This window comes from Streptomyces sp. NPDC020747 (assembly GCF_044334695.1).
Taxonomy (GTDB): domain Bacteria; phylum Actinomycetota; class Actinomycetes; order Streptomycetales; family Streptomycetaceae; genus Streptomyces.
This window is the reverse complement of record NZ_JBIRTJ010000027.1, coordinates 24,677-43,827: the sequence shown is the minus strand read 5'-3', so window position 1 is coordinate 43,827 and position 19,151 is coordinate 24,677. Positions and strand designations below refer to the sequence as shown.

Below are 19,151 nucleotides of genomic sequence, written 5' to 3'. Positions count from 1 at the left end.
AGTGCTCGCGGAGACTGCATCCGGTCTGGACCGAAGTGATTGCACCGACTGCCTCGTCGACTGGGCCGCCGCCCGCAAGCTCGGCCTCACCCTTCAGGCGGCAGCGGGAGAGGCTGCGCCGCGGGCGCTGATGCCTTTGAGGCTGCGGACGACCCCGCAGCATGCCGGCGAGGGGCAGGCGGCAGAGGAAGCATCCTCCTGCGCTGACGATGACCCCACCAGGGCTCCCGCCATTCCATGCGGAGACCACGCCCTGGGTCGCCGTCCAGCCCGGCTCCGCTGGCGTACTGTGCCGAGTCCGCCGAGCAGCAGGACGGGCCGGACGACACCGTCGTCGCACCCGGTGAACTCGCCACACCGAGCGAACCTTGGGTCCTCACCACTGTGGCGCCCGTGACCTGACCGACGAAGGGGACGCCCGAGCGTGTCCCAACTCCCAACTCGGCGCCGCTTCTTGATTCGTCGGACAGGCGGGTGAGATCGGCGGGCCCTCACGGCACCGGAAGCACCGTGGTGTTCATTCCGGGATCAGCTCGGCGGCCCGTTCGGCGACCTCGTGCCGTAGGGCGGTCCACACGGCGCGTACGGAGGGGTGCGTCACCGCCTCGCGGCGGACGGCCAGGGTGATGGGAAGCCTGATGTCGATCTCGTCGGCGAGTAGCCGGCGCAGTTGCGTCCGATGCGCCAGGAAAGCCGGCAGGACGCCGATACCGGCTCCCTGTTGGGTGGCTTCGAGTTGGGCGAAGACGTTCGTCGAGGAGAAGGCAGGGGTCATTCCAGGGAGGTGGCGTTCGATGTCGAGGTCGCCGACCTGCAGCATCGACTCGATGTAGAAGATGAGGGCGTGCTCGCGCAGGTCGGTCACTGTCTCTGGCCGGCCGTACTGGCTGAGGTAGTTGGCGGAGGCGTAGAGCCCGAGCGTGTAGTCGGTGAGGTGCTCGGTCACCAGGCGGCTGCTGGAGGGAGTGCCGATGACGAGAGCGAGGTCGAAGCCGGACGGGCGCAGGGCGAGCTGCCGTGTCGCAGTGATGAGTTCGACCTGGAGCTGAGGGTGCTGGCGGCGCACTCGTACGAGGGCGGGTGTGGTGAAGGCAGTGCCGAAGCCGTCGGGCGCGCTGACGCGCACCGTGCCGTGGAGGGAGGGCGAGTCCTGGCCCGCCACGGTGTCGACGACGCGGTCGATCGCCTCCTCGATGGCGCGCGCGTTCTCGGAGACGGCTCTTCCGATGTCCGTCAGCGTCCAGCCCTCCGGGCCGCGCTCGATGAGGTGCAGGCCGATGGCCTTCTCCAATGCGGCGATGCGGCGTGACACGGTGGTGTGATCGACACCGAGTGCGTCGGCGGCTGTCACCAGGCGTCCGGTGCGGGACAGCGCGAGCAGGTAGCGCAGATCGTCCGCGCGGAGTTTCCGCGGATCGACGGGGTGATGGGAGCTGGCCGGTTGCGAGGCGGGGTTCTCATCTGTGGAGTGGGGGCGCACGCCTCGACCGTATCTGCATTTCTGCACAGTGGGTGTGCGCCTTTGGTGGTTGATCGCACACGGTGCGGGACCGCACAGTCAGGGCAGCGGGCGCGACCTGCCCGCCGTTCTTGCCGAAAGGGCCGCCATGGTTGCCAGCGTTTCTCTCCCGCGGATCCTGCGCGTCGGCGGCGGCGCCGTCGGCGAGCTGGGCGACGTCGTCGCAGGGCTGGGCCTGCACCGCCCCTTGCTGGTGACGGACGCGTTCCTTGCCGGGACCGGTGCGGCGGCACGACTGATGGCGACGTTGAGGGACGCCGGGCTGCAGCCGTGCCTGTTCGCCGGCACCGTCCCGGATCCGACGACCGACTCGCTCGGCGCGGGTCTGACCGTGCTGCGGGAACACGGGGCGGACTCGGTGATCGGGTTCGGTGGCGGCAGCCCGTTGGACACCGCGAAGGCCCTCGGCCTGCTGGGCGTTCAAGGCGGCCGGATGCGGGACTACAAGGCCCCGCGCACCAACCTCGGCCCGGCGCTGCCGGTGATTGCGGTTCCCACGACCGCGGGCAGCGGCTCGGAGGCCACCCAGTTCACCATCATCACCGACAGCGCCACGGACGAGAAGATGCTCTGTTCGGGGCCGGCGTTCCTGCCGGTCGCCGCCGTCGTCGACTTCGAACTGACCCTGTCGATGCCGTCCCGGCTGACCGCCGACACCGGTGTCGACGCGCTCACTCATGCCGTCGAGGCATACGTGAGCCGCAAGGCCAATCCGTTCTCCGACGGCCTTGCCCTGAACACGATCCGGACCATCGGCCAGCACCTCCGCCGCGTCTATGCGGACGGGGGAGACATCAAGGCCCGCGAGGCGATGATGCTCGCCGCGACCCAGGCCGGCATCGCCTTCTCCAACTCCAGCGTGGCGCTCGTGCACGGCATGAGCCGCCCGATCGGCGCTCACTTCCACGTCGCCCACGGTCTGTCGAACGCGATGCTCTTCCCTGTGGTGACAGCGTTCTCCGTACCCGCCGCCGAGAGGCGGTACGCCGACTGCGCCCGTGCACTCGGAGCCGCCACCGACGGCGACAGCGACGCCTTGGCGGCCAATAGGTTCGTGGAGGCGCTCCGCGCCCTGTGTCAGGATCTTGAGGTGCCCACCCCCAGAGCCCACGGTATCGACAAGGACGAGTGGTTCCGCCTGTCGCCCCTCATGGCAGAGCAGGCGCTCGCCTCCGGCTCACCCGCCAACAACCCCGTCGTGCCCACTGCGGACGAGATCCAGGATCTCTACGCGCAGATCTACGCCTGAAATCCGGCGAGTGAGGAACCGTGATGGCCACCGTAGCCAGGTCCGCGCGGAGTACGAGATGACGACCATGACTGATACCGCTGCGGTCGAGGTTCTCGCCGACGTGCACCGCGGCGTCGGCCGGATCCTGCTGAACCGGCCCAAAGCGCTCAACGCCCTGACGACAGACATGGTCGTCGCCATCGACGGTGCGCTCGCCGGGTGGGAGCGCACATCGCTGTCGGCGGTGGTGCTCGCCAGCACCAGCACGAAGGCGTTCTGCGCCGGCGGAGACATCCGTACGATCCGCGAGCACAGCCTCGCCGGGGATGCCGAGGCCAGTGAGCGGTTCTTCGCCTCCGAGTACCGGCTCAACGCCAGGATCGCGGAGTATCCCGTCCCGGTCGTGTCGCTCATCGACGGCCTGTGCATGGGCGGCGGCCTCGGTCTGTCCGTCCACGGCAGCTTCCGCGTCGTCACCGAGGGCGCGGTGCTGGCGATGCCGGAGACCGGGATCGGATTCTTTCCGGACGTCGGGGCGAGCTACTTTCTGCCGCGGCTGCCCGGCGCGATCGGTATGTACCTGGGACTGACCGGGCACCGGCTCGACGCGGCCGACGCCTTGTACACGGGGCTGGCCACGCACTTCGTCCCCAGGGACGGGCTCGACGCGGTCGGGATGCCCTGGCCGACAGCCCCGGCGACCCGGTGGACGCCATCCTGAGCCGCCTGGCCGGGCGTTCCCCAGTGGCGGAGAGCAGGCTGGCGGAGGTACGCGGGGACGTGGACTGGACGTTCGGCGCACCTAACCACGGCGAGATCGAGAAGCGCCTGCGCCACCTCGACACCCCCTGGGCGGCAGGCGCGCTGGTCGCCTTGGAGTCCGCCTCACCGCAGAGTCTGGAGATCACTCACGCCCTGCTGGCCCGGGGCCGGCAGCAGACGTTGCGCGAGTGCCTTGGCACCGAACTCGCCCTTACCCGCACGACCATCCGGACACCGGACTTCCTGGAGGGCGTCCGTGCGGCCCTGGTCGACAAGGACCGCAGTCCCACCTGGCGACGTGCGTCGCATGGCGGACGGACGCTGCCGGCCTGAGCGTTTCCGCCGTCAGCAGGGCATCGCATTGCGCGAGGGGCCGGTCGTGCAGAAGGGGCACGCGACACACGGGACCGCCGGGCTGCGCAGACTGCCGCGGCAGAGGTTCGACGGGGACCGGGAGGAATGCCGAGCGCCCTCGCGCTTACGACGACAGCAGGTACGCCGTCGGTGCATGTCTGTCTGACTGCGCCCGTAGAGCGTCCGATCTCCTCGCAGGGCGACAGAAGGCGACCGCCTACGCGGTTGCCGCGTTCTGGACCGAGCGGCGTGGCCGGGCACCGTCTGCGTGACGACGGGCGCGTTGTGTCGGTGCTGCCGGCGGTGACCGCGGTGGCGAGGAGGCCGTCCCTGGTCGTGAAGCGGGAGAACGAGGCGCCGTTGTCCAGGTCCTCGTCCGTCGTGAGCGACGAGAGCCGCGAGCCGTCCATGTGTCTCGCTCGACACGGCGAAACCTCGTCTCTCCGCCTCGGCGGGCTCACGCAGGCGTGGCGACCGCCCGCCGTGACCCACTCCGACATGCACTGGGTGCAGGGCCTTGACCACGGCTCGGGTCGGCGTAGAGCCGAGCCCGCGCTGCGTCGCGAGCGTACGGTGGTCGCCCACGGATCGCCGACGGCGTCGTCGCCCCTCCTGTGACCGTGCCGGGCGCAAGGCCTGTGGCCGGCCTGGTCTCAGTCGCTGTCGGGCACCATCGAGACCACGACCTTGCCGGCCTTGGTGCGGCCCTGCTCGACGTGCGACAGCGCCTCGAGTGTCTGGTCGAACGGGAAGGTCCTGTCGATGACCGGGCGGAGCTTCCCGCTGTCGTAGAGGGCGCTGAGTTTGCGCAGCTGAGAACCGTTGGCCTGCATGAAGAAGAACTGGTAGCGCACGCCCAGTGCCTTGGCCCGCTTGCGGACCTTGCGGCTGAGTGTATTCATGACCAGGCCCATGAATGACGGGGCGCCGAGCTGCTTGGCGAACCCGGCGTCCGGCGGGCCGACGACACTGATGGCCAGGCCGCCGGGCTTCAGTACCGTCAGCGACTTCTCGAGGTTCGCCCCGCCCAGGGAGTCCAGCACGAAGTCGTAGCCGGACAGCACCTTTGAGAAGTCTTCCTTGGTGTAGTCGACGACGACGTCGGCGCCGAGGCTCCTGACCAGCTTCTCGGTGTCGGTGTCCGTGGTCGTCGCCACCGTGGCGCCGAGGTGCTTGGCGAGCTGGACGACCGTCGACCCGAGGCCACCTGCACCGGCGTGGATGAGCACCTTCTGACCCGGCTTCACGTGGGCACGGTCGACGAGAACCTGCCAGGCGGCCAAGGCCACCAGCGGCACCGCGGCTGCCTCTTCGAGGGTGAGCGAGGCCGGTTTGGGAGCGACGTCGTCCTGATCGATCGCGATGTACTCCGCGAAGCCTCCGATCCGCAGGTCGCGCGGACGGGCATAGACCTCGTCGCCGACTTGGAAGCTGCGTACGGCGGAACCGACCTTCGTCACGACGCCGGCCACGTCGTGGCCGAGCACGAATGGGAGCTTGTACTTCAGTAGCTGCTTGAACTCCCCGTTGCGGACCATTTTGTCCAGCGGGTTGATGCTGGCGGCGCTCACTCTGACCAGGACGTCGCGGTCCCCGACGGTGGGCTCGGGTACCTGTGCGGCGCGTGCGCCGTCCTTGCCGTACTTCTCGACGACGAAGGCCTTCATGTCAGCCGCCTTTCTGTGTGGTCTTCTCGGTGGTCGATGTGCTGGTCATGACGCTACTTGCTGAGTATAGGAAAGTAAACTTAGGTGAGGTTAGAATCACCCTCATGGATGCGAGGACCGAAGTGCTTCAGGACGTCGGCATGGACCCCCGTCTCGACCGGGACATGTCGAACTGCTCGATTGCCCGGACCCTTGAGGTCGTGGGGGAGAAGTGGACGATCCTGATCCTGCGAGAGGTCTGGTACGGCTCATCCCGGTTCAGTGACTTCGAACGCGTCCTCGGCTGTCCTCGCAACCTTCTCGCGGCGCGGCTCCGGATGCTCGTGGAGGAAGGGATCCTGGCCACCGAGACCTACAAGGAGCCGGGCTCGCGGAGCCGGCCGAAGTACGTGATCACGCCCAAGGGCATGGATCTGGTGCCGGCCGTGATGGGTCTCCTGCAGTGGGGTGACCGTTACCGCGCCGACCCTGAGGGCCCGGCCGTACTGACGCGACACCGCGGATGCGGCGCGCATGTCGACGCCCAGATCCGCTGCGAACGGGGCCACGCCGTGCAGGCGGGAGACATCGAGAGCGTCCCCGGTCCCGCTTTTCGTATGAAGCCCGCCGAGTGAGCTGAGCGCGGTTGCGCCAGGAGCTCGTGGTGGGCTCAGTCCGCCGGGGTGCGCTCACTCCGTCTGGCCCGGGCTTGGTGGAGGCGGACCTTGGTGCGGTTTCCACAGCGGGACATGGAGCACCAGCGGCGGTTGTGGGCGGGGGAGCGGTCCAGGAAGCGCAGGGCGCACTGGTCCGCGCCGCAGACGCGTACCCGCCGGATCTCGGCGGACAGGAGCAGCTCGACGGCGTCCTGGGCGACGAGTGCCAGCGCGACTGTGGGGTCGGTGGCCAGGCTTGTGGTGCCGGTGGGCTCCAGGTGTCCGTCCTTGATGGCGATCTGCAGGGCGGGCTGGGGGGCCTCCGCTGCCGATCGGTTGAGCAGTGTCACGTCGATGGATGCGGGCAGCCGGCCGTCGGCGACCGCGAGTACGGCCCGGTCGATCGTCTCGCGCAGTCGTCGGCCCGACGCCAGGACGGCGGCATCGGCCGGGTCCGGAGTGCCCGGTGCGAGCAGGCTGGCTTCCTGAAGCCAGAGGACCAGGTCGCCCGAATTCCGGAGCGTCTCCTCCGGGATGGCCCGCCAACGGCGGCGCAGGGTGTTGGTGAAGTCCAGGCAGACCCGCCCGCCGTCCCAGATCCACGTGTCGTCCGTTGCCACGCCTCCATTCTGCACGTTAGCTTAACTCTCTAAGAGGGTTAGTTCGTGCTGAAGAGGTGCATTCATGGGACAGCCGACAGTGACGACCGGAGTGACGCAGGTGGACGGGGTGCGCCTGCACTACGTCCGAGCGGGATCCGGCCCGCTGCTGGTTCTGCTCCACGGCTGGCCGCAGACCTCAGACTGCTGGCGGCCCGTGCTGTCCGATCTCGCCGCTGACCACACCGTCGTGGCACCCGACCTGCGCGGCTACGGTCTGAGCGACAAGCCCACGACCGGCTACGACAAGCGGCGGATGGCCGCCGACATGGCCGGCCTTGTCGAAGCGCTCGGCTTCGACAAGGCCGCGGTCGTGGGCCATGACCGCGGCGCCCGTGTGGGGCATCGCTGGGCGCTGGACCGCCCGGAGCAGGTGGAGCGGCTGGCCGTGCTCGACATCGTGCCGACCCGCGAGATGTTCCGCCGGCTGGACGCGTCGCTGGCCTCCGGGTATTGGCACTGGCTGTTCCAGATGCAGCCCGATCTGCCCGAGCGGCTTGTGGGGCCCGACATCCGCGGGTATCTCGAGTACTTCTTCGAACGGTGGACCTACAACCGCCACGGCCTGACACCGGAAGCCGTCGATGGCTACGTCCGCGCGTTCTCCCGCCCGGGTGCGATGCGTGCGAGTTTCGACGACTACCGCGCCATGGAGGAGGACGTCGCCCTCGACGACATCGACGCCGCCGAGGGCCGCCGCCTCACCATGCCGGTACTGGCACTGTGGGGTTCCGTGGGGCTGCCTTCCCGCCTGCCGACGCTGGAGATCTGGCGCGACTACGCGGACGAGGTGGCCGGTGCCGAGATCCCGGAGTGCGGCCACTTCATCCCGGAGGAGCAACCGGAGGCGCTGCTGGCGCATCTGCGGCCCTTCCTGACGCACGGAGCGAAACCAGAGTGACGAGAGCGGCGGCACTCCGGCCGGGGAGTACCGGCACGGAGTGAGCCGGCCGAAGGGCCTCGACCTCGCTGCGATGTCCCCGCACGGCGAACGGGCCCGGAAGGACGGCCCGAGGGGGCGGCTCAGCCACAACAGGCTGGGCCGCCCCCTCGGTGCCGGGCCTCAGATCGCGACCGGGGCCGGAACATCCCCCGCGGAGAAGCCGGCATCCGGGCCGTCTGCCTTGCGCTGCCGGGGCATGAGCAACGCCAGGGCCGCAGCAAGGGCGACCGCGCCGGCCCCGACCCAGAGCGCAGGGACCAGCCCGTCCACGAACAGCGACGCCGATCCGTATCCGCCCTGTGCGGAGAAGACCGCCGCCAGGGATGCGACGCCGATGGCGCCGCCGACCTCGCGGATCGCGTTGTTGGCGCCGGAGGCGATGCCCTGCTCCTCCGGGCGGACCGTGCTCATGACTAGGTTCGCGCTGGGGGCGAAGAACATGCCCATGCCGATTCCGCACACGATCAGTGCCGGCAGTAGCGAGGTGTACGACACCTGCGGCTCGACGGCCAGCGCCCAGAGCCCGAGGCCCACCGCGTTGAGGGCCATGCCCACCGTGACGACGGGAGCGCCGCCGATGCGGTCGGACAACGCCCCGGCCAGCGGCCCGGCGATCATGGGCATGGCGGTCCAGGGCAGCATCCGTACACCGGCTTCCATCGGTGAGTAGCCGCCGACGGTCTGCAGGTACTGGCTGAGCAGGAAGATCGCCCCGAACATGCCCAGGAACATCAGCAGGCTGGCGGCGTTGATGGCGCTGAAGGAGCGGTGGCGGAAGAGGCGCATCGGCAGCATCGGGTGCTTGGCGCGCAGTTCGTAGAGGACGAAGCCTATGAGCAGGGCCGCACCGGCGATGAAGCCGCCCAGGACCGGGGTGCTGGTCCAGCCGTCGGCGTTGCCGCGTATCAGGGCGTAGACGATGCCGAACAGACCGCCGCTGGCCAGGACAGTGCCGATGAGGTCGAGGCTCGGGTGGGGGCCGTGGCTCTCGTCCAGCTTGAGCAGGGCGAGCGGGATCAGTGCAAGGCCGATGGGGACGTTGACCCAGAAGATCCACTGCCAGGAGAGGTGCTCGGTGAGTGTGCCGCCGATGAGCGGTCCGGTGGCGACGGCGATGCCGCTGGCGGCGCCCCAGATACCGAAGGCCACGCCGCGCCGTTCGGCGGGGACGGCGGCCGCCAGCAGGGTGAGCGTCAGCGGCGTCACGATCGCGGCCCCCACGCCCTGCGCCGCGCGGGCGGCGATGAGTTCACTCATCCCGGGGGCGAGTGCGGCGGCCGCTGAGGAGGCGGTGAAGATCGCGAGTCCGATGGCGAACAGTCTTCGGCGGCCGAAGCGGTCGCCGAGGGAGGCGCCGAACATGAGCAGGACCGCGAAGGTGAGTGTGTAGGCGCTGACCGTCCATTCGAGGTCTTCGAGGCCGCCGCCGAGGTCCTCGCGGATGGAGGGCAGAGCGGTGGTGACGATCAGGTTGTCGAGCGCGGTGATGAATCCCGCCACGCTGGTGATGGCCACGGCCCATACGGCGCTGCCGCCCCGAGCCGATTGCTTGCGGTGCTCGTTCATGACGTTCCCTTGGTAGACGTACGTGGCGAGTGATCAATGGACGCGGATGCCGGGGCGCGGCGTGCGATACCGAGCACCGGCCCGGCATCCGTCGGCTCGGGGAGGATTCCTGGACCGCTGGCCCTCAGGGGAGCTGTGGGTAGAGCACCGAGACGCCCCCGGACAGCGCGGCCTGCGCCTGGCGGGCGGCGTTGTCCGCGAGGATCTCGTAGGCGCCGGCGGCGATGCCGTCGACGGCGATCCGGGCGATGTCGGCCGGGTCGGACTTGGCCGCGTCGACTGCCCGGACCATGTCCGTGTCCATGTAGCCGACGTGTAGGCCAGCCACTCGGATGCCCTGGTCGGCGAGCTGCAGGCGCAGGGCGTTGGTGAGCGACCACTCCGCGGACTTGGCGGCGCAGTAGGCGCCGAATTCCGGGAAGCTGACCCAGGACAGGCCGGACAGGATGTTCAGGATCGTTCCGCCGCCGTTGGCCGCGATCTGGGGGGCGAAGGTGCGGGCCACCGACAGGGTGCCGAAGTAGTGGGTGTCCATCTCCAGGCGGATGTCGTTCAGGTCAGCGGTGAGCAGGTCGGCGCCGGTGCTGGACCCCGCATTGTTGACCAGGACCGTCACGTCGCCGGTGACCGCGGCGGCGGCCGCCACGGAGGCGGGGTCGGTGATGTCCAACGCGATCGGCTTGGCGCCGGGCAGGTCGACCTGGTCGAGGTTGCGGGCGCCGGCGTAGACGGTGGCCCCGCGGCTGAGCAGTTCGGCGGCGAGCGCCCGGCCGAAGCCCCGGTTGGCTCCGGTGACAAGGGCGGTACTTGTGGAGAGATCCATGGAGAGTTCCTGGTGAAGTGGGTGTTCCCAGTCGGCCGAAGACAGGTGGTCTGGCCGGAAAGGAGAGCCGAGCAGTCGTCTGGGAAGACTCTGCGATTAAAATTACGATCGTAAGATTAAGTGTCGAGAGCAGTTGATCGCAAGCGGACCAGCACCACCTGCACCGGCGTGGGCCCGCGTCACGGGCCCACGCGTTGTGGTCGATCCGGACCTCCGGCGGGCCAGCGGGCGGGCGGCGTCGTCGAGTCGAGTCAGCGGGGCAGTTCGCGGAAGAAGGCGCGGATGTCGCCGACGAGGAGTTCGGGCTGTTCCATCGCGGCGAAGTGGCCACCGCGGTCGAACTCGGTCCAGTGCACGACGTGGGCGGCTCGTTCCGCGAAGGAGCGGATGGGTCCGACGTCGTGCGGGAAGACAGCGACGCCCAGCGGGGTGGGTGACCGCTCAGGGGAGGCCGTGGAGTGGGTGACCTCGTAGTAGAAGCGGGCCGATGAGGCGGCGCTGTTGGTCAGCCAGTACAGCGTGACGTCGGTGAGCACCCGGTCGCGGTCGACCGCGCCCCCGGGCAGGCCCTTGGGGTTGTCGGTCCATTCATGGAACTTCTCGGCGATCCAGGCGAGCTGCCCGGCCGGAGAGTCGGCCAGCGCGAACCCGATGGTCTGCGGCCGGGTCGCCTGAAGGGTGAAGTAGCCGCCGCCGTCGGTCTGGGCTTGCATGTTGCGCTCGACTCGGGCCTTGTCGTCCGGCCCGAGGCCGCCCACCTCTTCGGGCGTGCCGAAGGACGCGGTTTCCATGAAGTTGACGTGCACGCCGATGACATGGTCGGCATCGACGAGGCCGACTGTCCTGGAGACGATCGAGCCCCAGTCGCCGCCCTGGGCGCCGTAGCGGTCGTAGCCGAGGCGCGCCATCAGCTGTGCCCAGGCACCGGCCACCCGGGTGGGGCCCCAGCCGAGTTCGGTGACCGGGTTGGAGAACCCGAAGCCGGGGATGGACGGGATGACCAGGTGGAAGGCATCGGTGGGGTCGCCACCGTGCGCGCGCGGGTCGGAGAGCGGGCCGATGACGTCCAGGAACTCGAGGAACGAGCCGGGCCAGCCGTGGGTGAGGACCAACGGGGTCGCGTCGGCCTCGGGGGAGCGGACGTGCAGGAAGTGGATGTGCTGGCCGTCGATCGTGGTGGTGAACTGCGGCAGTTCGTTCAGCCGCCGCTCCCAGACGCGCCAGTCGTAGGTGGTGCGCCAGTACTCGGCCAGCTCGGTCAGATACTCGACCGGGACGCCCATCTCCCATCCCGTGCCGGGGATCGCGTCGGGCAGCCGGACGCGGCTGAGACGTTCGCGGAGGTCGTCCAGGTCGGCCTGCGCTACGTCGATGTGGAACGGGCGGATGGCGTTGTCGCTGTCGGTTCTGCCTGTCATGTCCTCACTGCTTCCTGTGCTGGGAAGTGCGGGTGGGAGGTGATTCGCGCGCGTCTGGGCGTCGCGCCGGTACGAGAACCGGGCCGGGCCGCTAGTAGGTCACTCAGGGAGTAAATGAGGGACCGCGGACCGGGAAGCCGGAGCAGCACCCGAGGCGGGCCGTTGGCCTTGGGCCGGCGGGGCATCAGGAACGGCGGCCCCGCCGCCGCGGCCGCTGCGCCGGCACCGGCCCAGAGCGCGGGGATGAGCCCGTTCACGACCAGAGCAGCGGACCCGTGGCGGCCCTGGGGGGAGAGAGAAGGCGGCCGTCGGCGTCGTGACGCCGACAGCGCGGCCGACCTCGCGGACGCGATGCCCGCGGCTGGCGCCCGGTCCGTGCCCGGTGGGAGGCGGCATGCACGCCCGCCGCGATCCGCGCTGCCGAGGGCGAGGCGCGGCCGGCGAGGCGGGGGACAGACGGGACTCGTCGGGGCGGAAGCGACGCGGGTGGACGACGAGCGGGACTTCGGAACGATGTGCCGACCCGAGCGGGAGTTCGTGGCCGTGGAGGGGCCCGCCGTGTGCTCGGTGGGCCCCTCGGCCACTTGTCTGGGCGGCAGGTTTAGAGCTTGACGATCATCTTTCCGACGTTCTCACCCTGCATCATGGCGAAGAACGCGTCCAGGGTGTCGTCGAGACCCTCCCGCACCGTTTCGCGGTAGTGGAGCTTGCCCGTGGCGAGCCAGCCGCCGACCTCGCGGACGAAGCCCGGCTGGAGGTCCAGCTCTTCGCTCACCATGAAGGACAGGATGTCCGAACGGGTCACGGACAGGTTCCACAGGTTGCGCGGGCCGACGACCTTCTCGTCGTTGTACTGGGAGACCATCCCGCACAGCACGATCCGTGCGTGCAGCTTGAGGGCGCCGATCGCCGCCTCGAGGTGCTCGCCGCCGACGTTGTCGAAGAAGACATCGATGCCGTCCGGCGCGGCCTGGGCCAGTTGCTCGGCGACCGGCCCGTTCTTGTAGTTGAACGCCGCGTCGTAGCCGTACTCCTCGACCAGCAGTTTGACCTTCTCGTCCGAGCCCGCGCTGCCGATGACCCGTCCGGCGCCCTTCAGCTTGGCGATCTGGCCGGCGATGCTGCCGACGGCGCCCGCTGCGCCGGAGACGAAGACGGTGTCGCCCTCCTCGATCTTCGCGAACCGCTCAAGGCCGATGTACGCGGTGAGGCCGGTGACGCCGAGCACGCCCAGGTAGGCGCTGAGCGGCGCGAGATTCGGGTCCACCTTCTGGGCGGTCGCTGCGTCGAGGACCGTGTAGTCACGCCAGCCCAGGAAGTGCACCACGTGGTCGCCGGGCGCGAAGCCCTCGGCGTTGGAGGCCAGGACACGGCCGACCGCGGGACCGTCCAGCGGCGCGTCCACGTCGTAGGGCTCGATGTAGGATTTCTTGTCGCTCATCCGGCCGCGCATGTAGGGGTCGACCGAGAGGTACTCGTTGGCGACCAGGAGCTGCCCCGGGCCGAGCGCGGGGATGTCGACCTCGCGCAGCGAGAACTCCGACGCCTCCGGCCAGCCCTTCGGGCGGGAGTCCAGGTGCCAGGCGCGTGCGGTGGTGGGCAGGGTGTGCTCGGACATGTGGATCAAGTCCCTTCGTGGGAGGTTGGTGTTTCTTTGTGGCAGACAGAAAGGTCTGTCTTGTTGACGCATTGGGCCTGTCCTCGCGAAAGCGATTCAGGCATCCGCTGATCGGCCAGGTTCCGACGGGTCAGCCGGGTACCGGGCAGGCCGCGTCCAGTAGGTCGCGTGCTGCTTGCTTTGCGGCCCCGGCGGCGGCGCCGGCGTGTTCGACGCGCGTTGCCGCCAGGGTGCCGTCGATGAGCAGCGTCAACTGGAAGGCGAGCGTGGCGGGATCCCGGGCCCCGGCCGAGGTGGCCAGGTCGCGTACCCAGGCTCGTACGGCGTGTTTGTGCTCTGCTGCGACGGCGTGTACGGCGCTGCCGGGCAGGTACTCGGCCACCGCGTTGATGAACGCACAGCCCAGGCGGCCCTCTCGCGCAGTCTTTTCCAGCGTGACGAACACGCCGAAGAGCTGTTCGCGCGGGGTCTCTCCGCCCGCGAGTGCCGCTGAGCGCAGGTGGCGCCGCCAGTTGTCGTCCATCCGCCGCAGGTAGGCGATGACCACGTCGTCCCTGCTGGGGAAATGCTTGTACAGGGTGGCCTTGGCGACTCCCGACTCGGCGATCAGCCGGTCCACCCCCACGGCCTGGATGCCGTGGGCGTAGAACAGCGTGCTGGCGGTGTCGAGAATGCGGTCCCGGGCCGGGAGCCGCTTGGGTGCGGTGTCCATGAGAAGTAAGCTAACAGACAGGTCTGTCTATGCCAAGCGGTCGGCAGAGCTATGCATTGTGTTCGACCACGTACACGAGGAGATGTTCGATGGGCAGCATTGATGGACTGGATCTCGGGACGTTCGGGATCTACACCTTCGACTTCGAGGTCCAGCCGGCAGCGCAGATCCGGGAGTCGGTCCGGGAACTCGAGGAGCAGGGCTGGGGGGCGTTGTGGATTCCCGAGCTCCTCGGGCGCGACGCGTTCACGCACGCCGGGTTTTTGCTCTCCTCCACCGAGCGGCTGCGCATCGTCAACGGCATCGCACAGATCTGGTCACGCGGAGCTCAGTGGGCGTACGGCGCCGGTCTCCTGCTGGCCGACGCCTACCCCGACCGGCACGTGCTCGGTCTGGGTTTCGGCGGCGGAGGCGGCCCGGGGACCAAGCCCCTGGCGGCCATGACTGCCTACCTCGACGAGATGGACGCGCTGCGGACCCAGTCGCCCAACCCCCTGCCGAAGGCTCCGATGCGCCGCATCATGGCCGCGTACGGGCCCAAAATGCTTGAACTGGCCGGCGAGCGCACGGCTGGCGCACAGACCTATCACGTCAATGTTGCGCATACCGTGCAGGCGCGCGAGATCCTCGGTCCCGACGCGTTCCTGGGCGTCGAGCACGCGGTGCTGTTCGAGTCCGATCCTGACAAGGCCCGTGCGATCGCGCGCGAACACCTGCACATCTACCTGAACTCCCCTTACAACATCGCGAAGTTCCGTCGGCTGGGCTACTCGGAGGAGGAGATCGCCGGTGGCAGCGACCGCATCGTCGACGATCTCGTGTTCTGGGGCGACCTGGACACCATCGCCGAGAAGCTCCAGGCCCATGTCGCGGCCGGCGCCGATCATGTCGCGGTGCAGGTGATCGGGATCGAGCCGGGCGCATCCGCCATGCCGTACTGGCGCATGCTCGGCGAGGCGCTTCTGCCCCGGCGCGGCAACGCCTGATCTGCGGTTTGAGCAGGGCGCCGCTCCTGTGACAAATCGCGGCGCCGGTGACCGGGCGAGCACGGGCAAGGCACTTCCCGGCCTATCGCCGCGCTCGGGCGGACGACGCTTCGGAGCGGCCCACCGCACAGCCGCGCAGTGAGCCCCGCACCCGTCCCCGACCGTGTGTCACCCGGTCGGGGAACGGAGGTCCTTGCGAAGGATCTTGCCCGACGCGGACTTGGGGATGGCGTCGATGAACTCGACCCGCCGGACCTTCTTGTACGGGGCGACCTGGCCCGCGACGAACTTGATGACCTCGTCCGCGGTGAGGTCGGTGCCGGGCCGGCGGACGACGAACGCCTTGGGGATCTCCTCACCGTCGTCATCCGTGACGCCGATGACCGCGGCGTCTTCGACGGCCGGGTGGGTCAGCAGCAGGGCCTCCAGTTCGGCGGGCGGTACCTGGTAGCCCTTGTACTTGATCAGTTCCTTGAGCCGGTCGACGATGAACACCCGGCCGACGTGGTCGACCCTGGCGAGGTCGCCGGTGTGCAGGAACTCGTCGGAGTCGATCGTGGAGGCGGTCGCCTCCTCGTTGCCGAGGTAGCCGGTCATCACGTTCGGTCCCTTGACCCACAACTCGCCCGGCTCGCTCAGCCCCTCCGTGGGATAGGTGACCTCCTTACCGGTGGCGGGATCGACGATCATGTTGATCGTGTTGGGGACGGCCCATCCGCAGGAGTTCAGCGGCGCGACCTCACCGAAGCGTTCCTGGCCCCCGTCCGCGGGCATGATGTGGCTGACCGGGCTCAGTTCACTCATGCCGAAGCCTTGGAGCACTCGAACGTCCAGCCGATCGGCCACGGCGGCGCCGAGTTCGGCGTCCAACGGTGCGGCGCCGGACAGGACGATGCGCAGTGCCGACATGTCGTACTGGTCGACCAGAGGATGTTTCGCCAGCGCCACCGCGACCGGAGGCGCGATGAATCCATGGGTGACCCGGTGTTCCTGGATGGTGTCCAGGAATGCGGTCAGATCGAACCGGGGCATGACCACGAGCGCCGCCCGCGCCTGCAACGCGGCGTTGAGCAGCACCGTCATGCCGTAGATGTGGAAGAACGGCAGCACCGCGAGAATCCTGTCGTCGGAATTCATCGCGAGCAGCTGCCGGATCTGCGCCATGTTGGCCACCAGGTTCCGGTGCGTGAGCATGACGCCCTTGGGGTTGCCGGTGGTTCCGGAGCTGTAGGGCAGGACGGCCAGGTGCGTGGCGGGATCGAAGTCGACCTGAGGTGCAGGGGCGCCCGAAGCCAGCAGGTCGTCAGCGTTCGGGTGTCCGGTGGCGGCCTCACCCTCGCCGTCCAGGACGATCAGCCGCTCCGGCGCGATCCCGACCTTCCGTGCCGCCTCCTGTGCCTGCGGCAGCAACGCGCTGACGGTGATCAGCGTCGTCGCTTTCGCGTCGGTGAGCTGTTTGGCGATGTCGGGGGCGGTGAACAACGCGTTGATGGTGGTCGCGGTGGCGCCGGCCCGCAGAATGCCGTGGAAGGCCACGGCGAACAGGGACGAGTTGGGGGCCAGGAGGCCCACCACGTCCCCGACATCGATCGCGCGAGCGGCCAGCGCGCCCGCCATCGCGTTCACCTGCTCGATCAGCTCACGGTAGGTGGTCCGGGCGCCACCGGCCGTATCGATGAGCGCGATCCGGTCCAGATCCGTCTGGTCGATGTCTGTGAAAAGCAGGTCGAACACGCTTACTTCGGGGATGTGGACGGCAGGGAACGGGCTGGCGAAACCCATGGCTGGTCTCCATTGCTCATGAACAGGTGTCGGTGGTCGGGGTGATCAGGGGGTGGTCGCGGTGTCCCGAGGGAGGGCGCCTGTGAGGCGTTCCGTAGCGGTGAGGAACGCCAGGACGCGGGTGGCGAACTCGTCGGGGCACTCGATCTGCGGCATATGGCCTATCCCGGTGAGGAGATGGGTCTCGGCATGCGGGAGCAGTCGGCGGGCGGAGTCGAGATGACGGGCGGGCAGAACTCGGTCGCGGTCGCCCCAGATGATCAGTGTGGGGCGGGGATGCTGCACGACGGCGGCGGTCAGTTCGGCCCGCCAGCCGGGCTTGACACCGCGCACGGTGGCGAGTTCCCGGACGGTCTCCAGCAGCACGGCGTTCGCGTCGGGCTGTCGGGCGATGGCCAGGGCGTGGTCGACACGTGCTCCGGTGGCCAGTGCCGGGTCGGCGAAGGGCAGACGTTCGGACATCCGGGTGCCGGCGCGGGTGGGGCGTCGGGTGGCAAGACGGCCGAGGACGGGGACGGCCAGCAGCCGCATCGGGAGCGCGACCTCGGCCCCGAAGCCGGCGCTGTTGACCAGCACCAGGGCGGCCACCCGGGCCGGATCGAGAACGAGCAACTGCTGTGCGACCGCGCCGCCGAGAGAGTTGCCGACCACGTGCAGCGGTCGCTGCTCACCGAGGACGTCGAGCGTGTCGATCACTCCGCGTGCCAGCACCTTCAGCGTGGTGGGTTCGGGGGAGCGGGCGGAGAACCCGAAGCCCGGAAGGTCGAGGGTGATCAACCGATGTCCCTGGACAAGGCGTGGGTACTGCGGAGCCCAGTCCTCGAGACTGCGGCCGATGCCGTGCAACAGCAGCACGGGCGGGTCGGCCGGGTCACCCGCGATGCGGACGCGGGTGCGTCGGCCGCCGACCGAGACGAAAGCGGTGGTGCTCATGCCGCCGCTTCCTTGGCCGCCGCCTTCGTGTCCACCACAGCGGCGGTGAACTTCAGCGCGGAGTCCTCGACCGGGGCGTTGGCCAGCCGGGCACGGTCGAGGGCGTAGTCCTGGCTCACCGTCCACGGGCCGTGGGAGCCCTGCTGCGGGAACAGATGCATGGCTCGGTTGATGTATGCCGTGTCCATGTCGAGGAACGGCTTTCCGATGAGCGTCCGGTCGTCGGCGACCGGGGTGACGGTGGCGTAGCCGTGGCGGTCCATGTGGGCGAGGAGTCGGCACAGGTGGTTGGAGACCAGGTCGACCTTGAGCGTCCACGCGTTGGTGGTGTAGCCGAGCGCGAACGCGAAGTTGGGCACGCCGCTGACCATCGTGGACTTGTAGATGAAGTGGTCGTGGAGATTGACGGCCTGCCCGTCGACGTGCAGTGCGATCCCTCCGAAGGGCAGCATGTTCAGCCCGGTGGCCGTGACGATGACGTCGGCGTCGAGCTCGCTACCCGACTCGAGCAGGATCCCGTGTTCGGTGAACCGCACGATGCGGTCGGTGACCACGGATGCCGCACCGCTGGAGATGGTCTTGAACAGGTCGGAGTCGGGGACCACGCACAGTCGCTGGTCCCACGGGTTATAGCGGGGGTTGAAGTGGGTGTCGACCGCGTAGCCCTCGGGAAGCGCGTTGGTGTTGAGCTTGCGGATCAGACGGCGCATCTGCTTCGGGTAGCGTCGGCTGGCGGCCAGGATCAGGCTCTGGCGCTTGATGTTGAACCGTCGGGTGACCCGCCACGCGAGCATCTCCGGCAGCAGTCGGCGCAGGGTGTTGGCGATCGGGTCCTGGCGCGGCACCGGCAGCACGTACGACGGTGAGCGCTGCAGCATCGTGACGTGGCCCGCCTTCTCGGCCAGCGACGGCAGAAGCGACACGGCGGTGGCGCCGCTGCCGATGACGACGACCTTCTTGCCGGTGTAGTCGAGATCCTCCGGCCACTGCTGCGGATGGACGATCGGGCCGCGGAAGTCCTCGCGCCCCTCGAAGTGGGGGGTGAAGCCGCCGGCGTAGTCGTAGTAGCCGGCGGCGGAGAACAGCACGCCGCAGGTGACGTCGAACCGCTCGCCGTCGCTGGTGCGCTCCAACGTGACGGTCCAGCGGGCCTCGTCGGACGAGAAGTCCGCGCTGAGGACCTTGTGGCCGAGGTGCAGGTGCCGGTCGAGGTCGTCGTCGGTGATCGCCTCGCGCAGGTAGTCGAGGATCTCGTGGGCGTCGGCGATCGCGTTGGCCCTGGTCCACGGCTTGAACTCGAAGCCGAATTGCTGCATGTCGGCGTCGGACCGGATGCCCGGGTAACGGAACAGGTCCCAGGTCCCGCCGATCGCGTCACGTCCGTCGACGATCGCGAAGGTCTTGTCCGGCTGCTTCGTCTTCAGGTGGTGACCCAGGTCGATGCCGGAGATGCCGGCTCCGACAATCAGCACGTCGACGTGCTCGAGTCTCCGTGTCACCTCAGTGGCTGCGCTCATGTCGGTTTCCTTCGTCTGGTGGGTGT

17 protein-coding genes are annotated in these 19,151 nt (G+C 69.0%); 6 read left to right on the top strand and 11 right to left on the bottom strand.

Features of this window, described 5'->3' with window-relative positions; genetic code table 11:
- Nucleotides 1–517: 517 nt before the first annotated feature.
- Nucleotides 518–1,480, bottom strand: coding sequence for a LysR family transcriptional regulator (locus ACH4YP_RS44930; RefSeq protein WP_361053427.1), 963 nt, complete (start codon nucleotides 1,478–1,480; stop codon nucleotides 518–520).
- A 127-nt stretch (nucleotides 1,481–1,607) separates the two neighbouring features.
- On the opposite strand from ACH4YP_RS44930, the gene ACH4YP_RS44925 reads away from it, so the two are divergent.
- The 3 genes from ACH4YP_RS44925 to ACH4YP_RS44915 all read left to right on the top strand — a co-directional run bounded on the left by ACH4YP_RS44925 (nucleotide 1,608) and on the right by ACH4YP_RS44915 (nucleotide 3,845).
- Nucleotides 1,608–2,768, top strand: a complete 1,161-nt coding sequence (locus tag ACH4YP_RS44925) for an iron-containing alcohol dehydrogenase (protein ID WP_398497173.1) — start codon at nucleotides 1,608–1,610, stop codon at nucleotides 2,766–2,768.
- A gap of 67 nt (nucleotides 2,769–2,835) precedes the next feature.
- Nucleotides 2,836–3,471 (top strand): enoyl-CoA hydratase/isomerase family protein, encoded by a 636-nt coding sequence (locus ACH4YP_RS44920; RefSeq protein ID WP_398497172.1) that lies wholly within the window; start codon nucleotides 2,836–2,838, stop codon nucleotides 3,469–3,471.
- Entirely contained in the window at nucleotides 3,456–3,845 is a 390-nt protein-coding gene (locus tag ACH4YP_RS44915; RefSeq protein WP_398497170.1) for an enoyl-CoA hydratase/isomerase family protein, read from the top strand. Before ACH4YP_RS44920 ends, ACH4YP_RS44915 begins: the two co-directional genes overlap by 16 nt.
- Before the next feature lie 674 nt (nucleotides 3,846–4,519).
- Here the strand turns inward: ACH4YP_RS44915 and ACH4YP_RS44910 are convergent.
- Nucleotides 4,520–5,533, bottom strand: coding sequence for an NADP-dependent oxidoreductase (locus ACH4YP_RS44910; RefSeq protein WP_398497168.1), 1,014 nt, complete (start codon nucleotides 5,531–5,533; stop codon nucleotides 4,520–4,522).
- Between the two features lie 140 nt (nucleotides 5,534–5,673).
- Here ACH4YP_RS44910 and ACH4YP_RS44905 point away from each other — a divergent pair, with 140 nt between their 5' ends.
- Nucleotides 5,674–6,147 (top strand): helix-turn-helix domain-containing protein, encoded by a 474-nt coding sequence (locus ACH4YP_RS44905; protein ID WP_361053570.1) that lies wholly within the window; start codon nucleotides 5,674–5,676, stop codon nucleotides 6,145–6,147.
- A gap of 35 nt (nucleotides 6,148–6,182) precedes the next feature.
- On the opposite strand, the gene ACH4YP_RS44900 is transcribed toward ACH4YP_RS44905, so the two are convergent.
- Nucleotides 6,183–6,788, bottom strand: a complete 606-nt coding sequence (locus ACH4YP_RS44900) for a CGNR zinc finger domain-containing protein (protein ID WP_398497166.1) — start codon at nucleotides 6,786–6,788, stop codon at nucleotides 6,183–6,185.
- Nucleotides 6,789–6,852: 64 nt separating this feature from the next.
- Between ACH4YP_RS44900 and ACH4YP_RS44895 the strand changes: the two genes are divergently transcribed.
- A complete protein-coding gene (locus ACH4YP_RS44895; RefSeq protein WP_398497165.1) occupies nucleotides 6,853–7,728 on the top strand; it encodes an alpha/beta fold hydrolase in 876 nt (291 codons plus the stop codon).
- A 162-nt stretch (nucleotides 7,729–7,890) separates the two neighbouring features.
- Here the strand turns inward: ACH4YP_RS44895 and ACH4YP_RS44890 are convergent, their stop codons facing one another.
- From ACH4YP_RS44890 to ACH4YP_RS44870, 5 genes are all read right to left on the bottom strand, one after another.
- A complete protein-coding gene (locus tag ACH4YP_RS44890; RefSeq protein WP_398497163.1) occupies nucleotides 7,891–9,336 on the bottom strand; it encodes a DHA2 family efflux MFS transporter permease subunit in 1,446 nt (481 codons plus the stop codon).
- Nucleotides 9,337–9,460: 124 nt separating this feature from the next.
- Complete coding sequence (locus ACH4YP_RS44885; protein WP_398497161.1) at nucleotides 9,461–10,159, bottom strand: SDR family oxidoreductase; 699 nt, start codon at nucleotides 10,157–10,159, stop codon at nucleotides 9,461–9,463.
- A gap of 251 nt (nucleotides 10,160–10,410) precedes the next feature.
- Nucleotides 10,411–11,577 (bottom strand): epoxide hydrolase family protein, encoded by a 1,167-nt coding sequence (locus ACH4YP_RS44880; RefSeq protein ID WP_398497159.1) that lies wholly within the window; start codon nucleotides 11,575–11,577, stop codon nucleotides 10,411–10,413.
- 601 nt (nucleotides 11,578–12,178) lie between these two features.
- Complete coding sequence (locus tag ACH4YP_RS44875) at nucleotides 12,179–13,195, bottom strand: NADP-dependent oxidoreductase (RefSeq protein WP_398497158.1); 1,017 nt, start codon at nucleotides 13,193–13,195, stop codon at nucleotides 12,179–12,181.
- 130 nt (nucleotides 13,196–13,325) lie between these two features.
- The gene (locus ACH4YP_RS44870; RefSeq protein WP_398497156.1) at nucleotides 13,326–13,907 is read right to left on the bottom strand and encodes a TetR/AcrR family transcriptional regulator; all 582 of its coding nucleotides are present in this window, start codon (nucleotides 13,905–13,907) and stop codon (nucleotides 13,326–13,328) included.
- An 89-nt stretch (nucleotides 13,908–13,996) separates the two neighbouring features.
- Between ACH4YP_RS44870 and ACH4YP_RS44865 the strand changes: the two genes are divergently transcribed.
- Nucleotides 13,997–14,893 carry a TIGR03620 family F420-dependent LLM class oxidoreductase gene (locus ACH4YP_RS44865; RefSeq protein ID WP_398497154.1) on the top strand — a complete coding sequence of 299 codons (897 nt, stop codon included), beginning with the start codon at nucleotides 13,997–13,999 and terminating at the stop codon, nucleotides 14,891–14,893.
- 168 nt (nucleotides 14,894–15,061) lie between these two features.
- Here the strand turns inward: ACH4YP_RS44865 and ACH4YP_RS44860 are convergent, their stop codons facing one another.
- From ACH4YP_RS44860 to ACH4YP_RS44850, 3 genes are read right to left on the bottom strand one after another with little or no spacing between them, the layout of a single operon-like run.
- The gene (locus ACH4YP_RS44860; RefSeq protein ID WP_398497153.1) at nucleotides 15,062–16,675 is read right to left on the bottom strand and encodes a 4-coumarate--CoA ligase family protein; all 1,614 of its coding nucleotides are present in this window, start codon (nucleotides 16,673–16,675) and stop codon (nucleotides 15,062–15,064) included.
- Between the two features lie 45 nt (nucleotides 16,676–16,720).
- On the bottom strand, nucleotides 16,721–17,608 hold the full coding sequence (locus tag ACH4YP_RS44855) for an alpha/beta fold hydrolase (protein WP_398497151.1): 888 nt from the start codon (nucleotides 17,606–17,608) through the stop codon (nucleotides 16,721–16,723).
- A complete protein-coding gene (locus tag ACH4YP_RS44850; RefSeq protein ID WP_398497149.1) occupies nucleotides 17,605–19,125 on the bottom strand; it encodes a flavin-containing monooxygenase in 1,521 nt (506 codons plus the stop codon). Before ACH4YP_RS44850 ends, ACH4YP_RS44855 begins: the two co-directional genes overlap by 4 nt.
- Between the last annotated feature and the right edge of the window lie 26 nt (nucleotides 19,126–19,151).